We start from the raw sequence: 9,851 nt of genomic DNA, 5'->3' as shown, positions 1-9,851 counted from the left end.
TCTTGAAAGCATCCAGGGAGCACTCCTTAGAATGAACAGATCCATTCAAGCGGAAGGTACTTTCGGAATCATAAAAAATGATCGTTGGTATAAAAGAATAGTCCGAAAAGGAATAGAATCCGTAAAACTTGAGGTTCTTTTGGTTTCAATAGGTCATAACTTATATAAATATCACAATAAAAAGATGCATCTCCAAGAAGCTGCCTGAGTTTAAAAAGTTTGTAGTTCTTGGGGAAAGGGGTATTATACTCTGTTTTTGCCAGAAACAGCATGCCTCACAAAAAAATGATATAAAAAGGGAGCTGGAAAAAATGATTATCTCATTTTTTCACAGCCCCTTCATTTAAATAGTTCTTCTTAATAATCGTGAACCTTTTCAAAGAACTCTGTAAGGTTCTCAATAGGTATGGGCTTTGAATACTTATAGCCCTGAAGATACCTTGCGAACATCTGGGTGCATCGATTCTCGTCCTCTTCATTCTCGATACCTTCATAAAGAACCGCATAGTTCATATCTGTAAACATATGAGCAAGATAGGAGACCATTGTCTCTGCTTTTACATCGGATCCGCTGGCAATAACCAGTGACCTGTCGAATTTTACTATGTCGAAGGGCAGCTCCATAATTCTCTCAAAGTTGGAGTAGCCGGTACCAAAATCGTCCAGATAGAAGATGATTCCATTTTTTCGCATCTCAAAGATTCTGTCACGAACCATCATAAAATCGCTTTCATTCTGGCTCTCGGTTATCTCTATGGCAATCTTGTCATATTCGATCCCTGCATCTTCAATGATCTGCTTAACATTAAAAGCAAAGTGCTCTTCTCTTATATCGATCATGGAGAAGTTTACAGAGATACGCTTTACATAGTATCCATCCTCCATAAGCTTTCTTATCTGCTCACAGGTTTTAGCGAGGATTATCATACTCAGCATATGAATATAATTGTGAGCCTCTGCTATGGGAATGAATTTGTCAGGAAATACCATGCCTGTTTTTTCAAGTTTAAGTCGCATAAGAGCTTCTGCGGTATCAAATTTACCTGTTGTAACATTGTAAACAGGCTGGCAGAAAACTATGACTCTGCTGTCATGGATATCCTTTTTCTCATTAATATCTGCAAGCTCATCTACTATATATCTGTGATCATAATATGCCAAAATATCCTTTTCAGTAACCAGCTTTGCGCTATTTTCAGGCATCCTGCGCTCAAGATACTGAATAAAACTTATATAGTCATTTCTCTCACTAAGACTCTTATCAGATTTTGTTATTACTGTCTTATAGTCCTGTTTGTAGATTGTGTGCTGTTCTTCGAGATGTTTGATGATCCATTTTCCAGCCTCATTATAATCGCTAATTTCCTTATAATCACAGACAAAGATCAGTCTTCCTCCGGAGATCTGGAAAATCTTCCCACTCTTAAAATATTTGGTGTTGTAGTCTCTTACCTTATCCCTTAATTCCTTAGGCAGTTTATTACCGGGAAAGTCATATTCTCTCATATACAGACTGACTAAAAGTATCTCTTTTTTACGGGCAAATATTTCTGCAATATGATTTTCAAATTCAACTTCATGCGCTGAACCCATCTCTATATCAAGTGGATTTGCATGTAGGTAATAGAGTACCGCGTATGTGGGAAACAAAAATGTTGCAATAGTAAAAGAGCTCTGATTATGCATTCCCTGAATGAACATCACCAGAAATGACACAAAGCATGATGATACAATTCCACATAGTACAGGCTTGTAAATCTTGTCCCTGTATCGAAACAGCATCCATAGAAGCAAAGACACAAAGAAGATATATACATATGGAAAAATATTTACTCCATCATGAATAATATTGTCATCTTCTATATAAAACCCAAACTTCAGGACACTTCCTAAAATGTCATAAACTGTCATAAATATAAGGACACAGACGGACAGAACAATATATCTGATATCCAGACTTTCGTTTATATGAAGAGGGTCTTTCATATACAGCACATATACAAACAAACTGGAAAAGAGCAGAAGATGCTTAAGTGCTCTTAGAATATATATAAGGATATGCGGATAAACCGCAGGATTAGAAACAACGATATAAAAGAAAATGTCAGTTGCTGCCGCAGCAAACAGAAGCACCAGGACTCCTTTAAAAAGACGGATCTCCCTGCCTCTGTTCACATAGGCTGATTTCAGTAATATAACGAATACTATAACTGTGGCCATAACCAGAATATCGCCTACTGCTGTATAGTTTTCGTAAATAGTTGTTACCTCATTCATAAGCTCTCCTTCCCATATAGGGGATGAGCTGCTTTAAATTAGATGTTTAAAAGTTCGCTATATGCTGTAAGCGCACCTTCTGTATCGTGAGCAAGAACTCTCTTTGCAAGAACCTTACCAAGCTGAACGCCTTCCTGATCGAAGCTGTTAACATTCCATACAAAGCCCTGGAACATAACCTTGTTCTCAAAGTGTGCAAGGAGAGCACCAAGTGTTACAGGATTAAGCTCCTCACCAACGATGATACTTGAAGGACGTCCGCCCTTGAAGTTCTTGTTGAGATTCTCATCCTTTTTACCGCAAGCAAAAGCTACGATCTGAGCTGCTACGTTTGCGCAGAGCTTCTGCTGGCTGGTGCTGTTCTCAATATCTACATCATTCTTCAGCTGGCTGTTCTTAAATCCGATGAACTGCATGGGAATGATGTCTGTTCCCTGGTGCAGAAGCTGATAGAATGAGTGCTGTCCGTTTGTACCGGGTTCACCGAAGATTACGGGACCTGTTACATAATCGATAGGCTCGCCGAAACGGTTTACGCTCTTACCGTTTGACTCCATGTCAAGCTGCTGGAGATGAGCAGGGAAGCGGCTAAGGCCCTGAGAGTAAGGAAGTACTGCTGTTGCAGGATATCCAAGTACATTTCTCTCATAGAATCCGATCATAGCATCCAGCATTGCGGGATTCTTCATCATATCTTTTTCTGCAGAAAGCTTGTCTTCCTCGGCAGCACCCTGAAGGAACTGAGCGAATACGGAAGGACCAAATGCAAGAGAAAGAACTGCGCCGCCAACACCTGAAGTAGAAGAGTAGCGTCCACCGATGAAATCATCCATGTAGAATGCTTCGATAAAATCATCACTCTTTGCAAGAGGAGATGTCTCTGAAGTAACAGCGATCATGTGCTTTGATGCATCAAGACCTGCCTTCTTAAGAGCATCCATTACAAATGACTGGTTTGTAAGTGTCTCAAGAGTTGTTCCTGATTTTGAAACCAGGATGAATATTGAATGAGCAACATCGATAGAGTTAAGTACAGCTGAAGCATCATCAGGATCTACGTTACTGATGAACTTAGCTTCCATCTTGAAGTTGCCTGTCTTGTGTGCCCAGTTCTCAAGAGCAAGGTACATAGCTCTGGGGCCAAGGTCTGATCCGCCGATACCGATCTGTACAACAGTAGTAAACTTCTCGCCCTTCTCGTTTGCGATCTCGCCTGAATGAACCTTATCAGCAAAATCTGCAATTCTTTTCTGTTCCTTTTCATAGAACTCGCGCTTATTTACGCCGTCAGCCATAACGTTCTCGCCAAGCTGACCTCTTGTTAAGTGATGAAGAACCATTCTCTTCTCACCGGTATTTATAACTTCGCCGTTGTAGAGAGCTTCGAACTTCTCTGCAAGCTGAGCTTCCTTTGCAAGCTTATCAAGAGCTGCGAGGATATCATCATCAACCTCTTTAGCAGCGAAATTGTATGAAAGAGAATCAGCCATCTTTACAGAGTACTTTTTAACTCTCTCTGCTCCATTCTCTCCTGACATTGCTGCCACAAGGTCTATCTTCTTAACGTCCTTAAGCTCTTTATATGACCCAAGTGTATCAAGATTACTCCAATTGATCATTGTTACATAATCCTCCTATTATTTGCCTATTGTAAGAAAATTTTATCATTCATTTTTTTTCATAGCAATATTTAATGAAAAATCGTATCACTTAAGCCCCTCAATAAAACATTTTGTAAGTGCTGCGCAGTCAGCTGCTGCCTTCTTTTCAAATTCGGGATAGTCCATGATATCGCTGCCATCTGCTTTATCAGATATTGCGCGAAGGATAACAAAAGGAACCTTGTTAAGGAAGCATGCATGGGCAATACCTGCACCCTCCATCTCTGTGCAAAGTCCGCCGAACTCCTTCTTAATCTCATCCTTTACAGCGCTGTCGGAAATGAACTGATCTCCGGAGCAGACTCTGCCTTCCCAGAGTTTGCCATCGATACCTGCTCTTGCAGCTGCTATCTTGATCTCATCGATCATCCACTTATCTGCAGGGAATTCCAGCCTTCCGGTCTGAGGAATCTCACCCTTTTTATATCCAAATACTGTGGCATTAACGTCATGATAAACAGCATCAGTTGATACCACAAAATCGCCTATATCAATTCTGGCATCAAGAGATCCGGCAGCGCCTGTATTTATCACATGTGTTACATGGAACTCATCAACCAGAATCTGAACACAAAGAGCAGCATTTACTTTGCAGATTCCGCTTTTTACTACAACGACTTCCGTATCTCCTATAGTGCCTTCAAAAAAGCTCATTGAAGCCTTTTCAAGTTTATAGGTAACATTCATCTGGCTCTTTAAGCTCTCAACCTCAATCTCCATAGCCCCGATGATTCCAATTTTGTAACTCATTTTTATCCCTCACTTTTCAGATTTATTCTGTACCTGTCAGCTCATAAAAAGCACAATTTACTTTTATATTATAAACATCGTGCGAGAAAACCCCTTCTGATGAAGTCAGATGTGGGATGAATCGCCTTTAAGTTGCGTCGAACGTTAGTTTGTGGTAAAATATCTGCATTGGAACATTGACAACTGTGAATATGGGTTGCACCGAGAAATACTAACAAAAAGCCTTCGGTGCGTAAAATTTGCAAGGAAACTATTCCAAGGCAAAATTGCCATCTAAAACTAACATCTAAGTATGCCCAAGGGCTCTTGCCCGAGGGAGTAGTGGCACCGTGGACGTGCCAGGTCAATGCCATTAGGCATGACTGAAACCATTTCCGACGTGGAGTCGGTGGTGGTAGTTCATGAATCAAAGAACTGTCTTCCGTCGTCTGTAACGAGTCTCTCTGTCTTAGGATATACGTAGATTTTCTCGTTATCTACATTGGCTTCAAGATAGTCTGCAAACTTAGCTGCATACCACTTAGCCATGGGAAGATTGTGCATAAGGCAGTTGCCGCAGTTCTCAGGATTTGATCCGGGAACAGTCTCAGAATCCTTAACAGATCTGAAGGCTTTAAGAAGAAGATCGTGTAAATCCTTAGTTGCACGATTTCCCTTTAAGATAAGGTAAAAGCCTGTAAGGCAGCCCATGGGACCCCAGTAGATGACTTCATCCTTCCAGTCAGGATCATTTCTAAGATATGTAGCAATAATATGCTCAAGTGTATGCATGGCAGCTACGTCAACAGCAGGCTCCTTGTTGGGAGCTGTAACTCTGATATCATAGGTAGTTACCTTTTCTCCGCCAACTTCGTCAACTCTGCTTTCATATATTCCGGGTACGATCAGATTATGATCTACAGAAAAACTGGGTATTAAATCCATTTTTTATCTCCTTTTGCTTTAAAAAAATTTAACAGTTTATCTAATGCATAGTTATGCACTATTTCCATTCTAACACCTATAGGATGTATATGCATTATTTCTTCCTGAAAAGGAAGTAATTAAAGGCACTTCCGTTAATGCTGTACTCCTCTTTGTCTACAAGCTCATAGTTGTCATAGATGCACTCAGGATACGAATTCCTTGCTATAACAAAATCAACAAGGCCTTCTCTTACATACCTATCCTGCTCAAGATAAGGGTTATTTTGTGGCTCCGGTACATCCAGGGTCTGAGTCTGAAACCACCTGCAGCTTGGAACTATATCTGTAAGTGTGTAAAGTCCTGCATCAAGACAGCCCACATTTAAAAGTGTTGGGTTTTCTTTTTCAAGAACTTCATCCCTGAATCTAAAGAGGAAAAAGCTCTCATCAGTCTCCTTCATATAGGATATGTTCATGGATGTATTGTAGATAAAAAGCATTGATAAAAGTACTGCTGCGCCGCATCCAAGGAACATGAGGATTCCGTATTCCTTTTTTCCTATGTCAGAGTCTGTCTCTTTGGTAAAGAGCATCTCCAGGGCAGAGCCCAAAAGTGCAAAGCCAAATACCGCAAAAACAGACAGTGGAAGAGAGTAGTAGGGAAGGGTTCTTCCGCCTATGAATATTCCAAGGAATAAAAAGGCAAAAAGCACCGGCACCACAAGCCTTCCAAGGAACTTTTCTGTCTTTGAAAATACAGCATAGATCAATCCGACTATTACAAAAACAAAGTACTGATAATTATCAAGAATGAGAAAATACAGTATCTTGGCCAGTGAGTAAATAAGGCTTCCAAGACCTGCGCCTTCTGTCTTGGGATAGAGGAATACATTGATATAAACATATCCCCAGTACCACTCATAAAGGCCGCCCTGAATACCAAAGTAGATTATCCAGGGAATAAATGTAACAAACATTCCAAAGAGAAATACCAAGCAGGCCTTGATACTAGCTGCATATTCTTTTCTAAATATAAAGGAAAACCACACCATCATCATCCATGCAAAGAAAAAGCCAAGGCCCGTGAACTTGATATTTGCAATTATTCCTGCAAGGATTCCTCCAAAGAAGACCTGCTTCATGGGCATGGTCTTTTCATGATAATCTTCCCTGAAATATCTGACGATAAGGTACAGTCCCCACACATAGAAGGGAAGGCATATCTCCTCGGCAGCGCCGCCCCACCAAAAGCTCTTTGAAACAACGGCTACCACAAAGGTCAAAGGAGCAAATATAAGTGATGTCTTTTCTCCTGTGTAGAGTCTTAATATCTTATAGAATCCAAGGATATCAAAAAATGCCAGGATCACTTCAAGGATATAAACTCCTGCAAAGGTAGTATGGGAAACAAGATAGGCTAGACCATAGAAAAAGTACAGATACATTCCCTTTTGATCAAAGACATCCCTGTATGGCATTTTGCCGTTAAAGAGCGCTTTTCCTACAGACAGATAACTGTTGGCGTCATCCCAGTTGTTGAACACATACAAAAATGATGACCTTGAAGCCAGCATCAGAAAGGCCATTGCCGATATCAGAAAAAATATGTATTTCGATTTTTTAATAAAAAAATTCCTCATAGGGTACATTTTACCATACGAGGAATTTTAAAAAAGAGAGTTATTTAGAGATTTTTATTTTGCAAGTCTTATTACATTCCAGCTCTTTGCAGGAAGGACTGTTGAAAGTACGCCCTTCTCAACCTTGCTGGCATTTGAGTTTACAGGAGCAACAGTGTTAGGCTTCTTCTCTGTGTTAACAGCCTTAAGGTCATCATTTGTAAGAACGATGTGCTCAACAACCTTATAGCCTGCATACTGTCTAAGGTCACAGGTAAGCTCGTAGTCTTCCTTGAGGTTCTTGTTAACAGCAAAGATAGTAACTGTCTCGTTCTCATCATCTGCTGTAACAACGCTGTCGATGTAGGGAGCATCGCCATGCTTACTCTCGTAGGAAGGAGATTTAACAACTGTGTTGAGAACAGTGCCTCTTCCGTATACACTTGCGTGCATGTAAGGATAGAAGATGGTCTGTCTCCATGCGCCTGTGTCGCTTGTCATGATAGGAGCAATAACATTTACAAGCTGTGCAAGACATGCAATCTTAACTCTGTCTGCGTGACGAAGAAGTGTGATGAGCATTGAACCAACAAGGAGTGCATCCTCAAAGTTGTAGATATCCTCAAGCTGATGAGGGTGCTCAACCCATTTTTCAAGCTTCTTATCCTGCTCGTTGGAGTGATACCATACGTTCCACTCGTCGAAGGAAAGGTTGATCGTCTTGTTTGAACGCTTAACTGCCTTAACATAATCGCAGATTGAAATAACCTGTGAAATGAACTTATCCATAGCTACGCTGCTTGCAAGGAAGTTAGGTGTATCATCCTCAGCGTTGCCGTAGTAGCTGTGAAGTGAAAGGTAATCAGCTGAATCATAGCTGCACTCAAGTACCTGTCTCTCCCACTCACCAAATGTATCCATGTAAAGTGAAGATGATCCGCAAACAACTGTCTCGATAGAAGGATCAACGAGCTTCATGATGTGACCTGCTCTTCCTGCCTTCATACCATACTCAGCAGCTGTCATGTGACCGAGCTGCCATGGACCATCCATCTCGTTACCAAGGCACCAGAGCTTGATGTCATGAGGATTCTTTACGCCGTGCTTGATACGAAGATCACTGTAGTATGTGCCGCTCTTGATGTTGCAGTACTCTACGATGTTCTTTGCAGCGTCGATATCTCTTGTTCCAAGGTTAACAGCCATCATGGGCTTTGTGTTTGCCTTGTTACACCAATCCATGAACTCGTTAAGACCAAACTGGTTAGTCTCGATAACATTCCATGCAAGCTCGATTCTGCGGGGACGATCCTTCTTGGGACCTACGCTGTCCTCCCAGTTAAAGCCTGATACAAAATTTCCGCCGGGATATCTTACGATGGGAACCTGAATCTCCTTTATAAGCTCAAGAACATCCTTACGATATCCGTTCTTATCTGCATTCTTGTTGCCGGGCTGATAGATGCCTTCATATACAGCTCTGCCAAGGTGCTCAAGGAAAGAGCCATAGATTCTGTTGTCGATCTGGCTGATCTCAAAATCTCTGTCGATGCAGATCTGTGCTTTCTGTAATTTCTTTGCCATTTTGTAACCTCCAAAATAAAACCAAATATTGATGTTTTGTTTTAAGATAGTGTTATTATCACAGATGATATCTGTCATTTAAATAGCTTTTATTCCGAAATTATTGACTTTTTGTCCGGTATATTTCATATTGTTTATTATGAGATGATTCTATATAAGGGGATTTGTCATGTTTAGAACAGACTACTGCGGCTATAATTTCCACAATCCTGACAGGGATACAATATACAGACCTGAGGGGAGAGATGATTATCTTTTTCTTCATCTTGCTTCAAAAATGGATTTCTATTTTCCATACGACACTGTGGATTTATCTGCCTATGAGCAGGAAAGTGACAGAGAAGTGGACAATAAGCCTGTGTACAGAGATGGCAATAAGCTACTTAGAGTTACGGCCAGGCCAGGTGACTGCATTTTGTATTCCCCCGGGAGCCTTCAGTATTACCAGGCACAAAAGAGATTCATCAACTCCTTTGCACATTTTACCTGCGAACCCTCAGAGATTCAGGGCGTACAGATTCCTCTAAATACTATTTTCAGACCGGCGGATGATGAGCCGATAATAGAGATTTTAAGAAAGCTACAGTTTGAGTATCTCTCAAAGCAGATAAGGCGTGAGAGGATGATCGATCTTTTAATTAGGGAGCTTATTATCACTGCTGAGCGAAGTCTTTCACTTCCGACAAGTGTACCTGAGCAGGCAGTTAACTATTCCATGCTTACTGCGTTTAGAGTAGAGATGCTAAATAACTGCAGCGATGAGTGGACTATTGATAAGATGTGTTCTCTGACTAATCTCGGGCGAAGTCAGTTCTATCATTACTACAAAACCTTTTTCTATACTTCTCCCAAAGATGATCTTCTGGCAGCAAGGATAGACAAAGCAAAACACCTTCTGACAAACCAGGAGCTTCACATTGCAGAAGTTGCGGAGCAAAGCGGCTTTACAAATATCTATCACTTTAACAGGTATTTTAAAAGAGAATGCGGCATGACCCCCGGGGATTACAGAAGGATAACAAAAAGATAAGATAGCATGCAGCTTACATGCTATC

Annotated in this window: 8 protein-coding genes; 2 read left to right on the top strand and 6 right to left on the bottom strand. The window is 40.9% G+C overall.

The window, feature by feature from the left end:
- On the top strand, window positions 1–208 hold a 208-nt coding region (locus G603_RS22035; protein ID WP_081669912.1), incomplete at its 5' end, for a transposase.
- A gap of 149 nt (window positions 209–357) precedes the next feature.
- On the opposite strand, the gene G603_RS0111790 is transcribed toward G603_RS22035, so the two are convergent.
- From G603_RS0111790 to arfA, 6 genes are all read right to left on the bottom strand, one after another.
- A complete protein-coding gene (locus G603_RS0111790; RefSeq protein ID WP_026670346.1) occupies window positions 358–2,277 on the bottom strand; it encodes an EAL domain-containing protein in 1,920 nt (639 codons plus the stop codon).
- 38 nt (window positions 2,278–2,315) lie between these two features.
- On the bottom strand, window positions 2,316–3,896 hold the full coding sequence (locus tag G603_RS0111785; protein ID WP_026670345.1) for a glucose-6-phosphate isomerase: 1,581 nt from the start codon (window positions 3,894–3,896) through the stop codon (window positions 2,316–2,318).
- Window positions 3,897–3,983: 87 nt separating this feature from the next.
- A complete protein-coding gene (locus G603_RS0111780) occupies window positions 3,984–4,688 on the bottom strand; it encodes a 5'-methylthioadenosine/adenosylhomocysteine nucleosidase (protein WP_035793018.1) in 705 nt (234 codons plus the stop codon).
- 399 nt (window positions 4,689–5,087) lie between these two features.
- On the bottom strand, window positions 5,088–5,612 hold the full coding sequence (locus G603_RS0111775; RefSeq protein WP_026670344.1) for an S-ribosylhomocysteine lyase: 525 nt from the start codon (window positions 5,610–5,612) through the stop codon (window positions 5,088–5,090).
- Between the two features lie 94 nt (window positions 5,613–5,706).
- The gene (locus tag G603_RS0111765) at window positions 5,707–7,179 is read right to left on the bottom strand and encodes a hypothetical protein (RefSeq protein WP_035793015.1); all 1,473 of its coding nucleotides are present in this window, start codon (window positions 7,177–7,179) and stop codon (window positions 5,707–5,709) included.
- A gap of 108 nt (window positions 7,180–7,287) precedes the next feature.
- Entirely contained in the window at window positions 7,288–8,796 is a 1,509-nt protein-coding gene (gene arfA / locus G603_RS0111760; protein WP_026670342.1) for an arabinosylfuranosidase ArfA, read from the bottom strand.
- A 169-nt stretch (window positions 8,797–8,965) separates the two neighbouring features.
- On the opposite strand from arfA, the gene G603_RS0111755 reads away from it, so the two are divergent.
- Window positions 8,966–9,826, top strand: a complete 861-nt coding sequence (locus G603_RS0111755; protein WP_026670341.1) for a helix-turn-helix domain-containing protein — start codon at window positions 8,966–8,968, stop codon at window positions 9,824–9,826.
- Window positions 9,827–9,851 lie beyond the last annotated feature (25 nt).

The sequence above is a fragment of the Butyrivibrio sp. AE3006 genome, assembly GCF_000424165.1.
Taxonomy (GTDB): Bacteria; Bacillota; Clostridia; order Lachnospirales; family Lachnospiraceae; genus Butyrivibrio.
Note: the sequence above shows the minus strand (reverse complement) of the source record. Positions and strands in the feature narration are given on the sequence as shown.

Coding starts and splice junctions, on each gene's coding strand:
- G603_RS0111785 (WP_026670345.1), bottom strand. CDS start 3,896: ATGATCAATTGGAGTAATCTTGATACACTTGGGTCATATAAAGAGCTT.
- G603_RS0111775 (WP_026670344.1), bottom strand. CDS start 5,612: ATGGATTTAATACCCAGTTTTTCTGTAGATCATAATCTGATCGTACCC.
- G603_RS0111755 (WP_026670341.1), top strand. CDS start 8,966: ATGTTTAGAACAGACTACTGCGGCTATAATTTCCACAATCCTGACAGG.
- G603_RS0111790 (WP_026670346.1), bottom strand. CDS start 2,277: ATGAATGAGGTAACAACTATTTACGAAAACTATACAGCAGTAGGCGAT.
- G603_RS0111765 (WP_035793015.1), bottom strand. CDS start 7,179: ATGGCCTTTCTGATGCTGGCTTCAAGGTCATCATTTTTGTATGTGTTC.
- arfA (WP_026670342.1), bottom strand. CDS start 8,796: ATGGCAAAGAAATTACAGAAAGCACAGATCTGCATCGACAGAGATTTT.
- G603_RS0111780 (WP_035793018.1), bottom strand. CDS start 4,688: ATGAGTTACAAAATTGGAATCATCGGGGCTATGGAGATTGAGGTTGAG.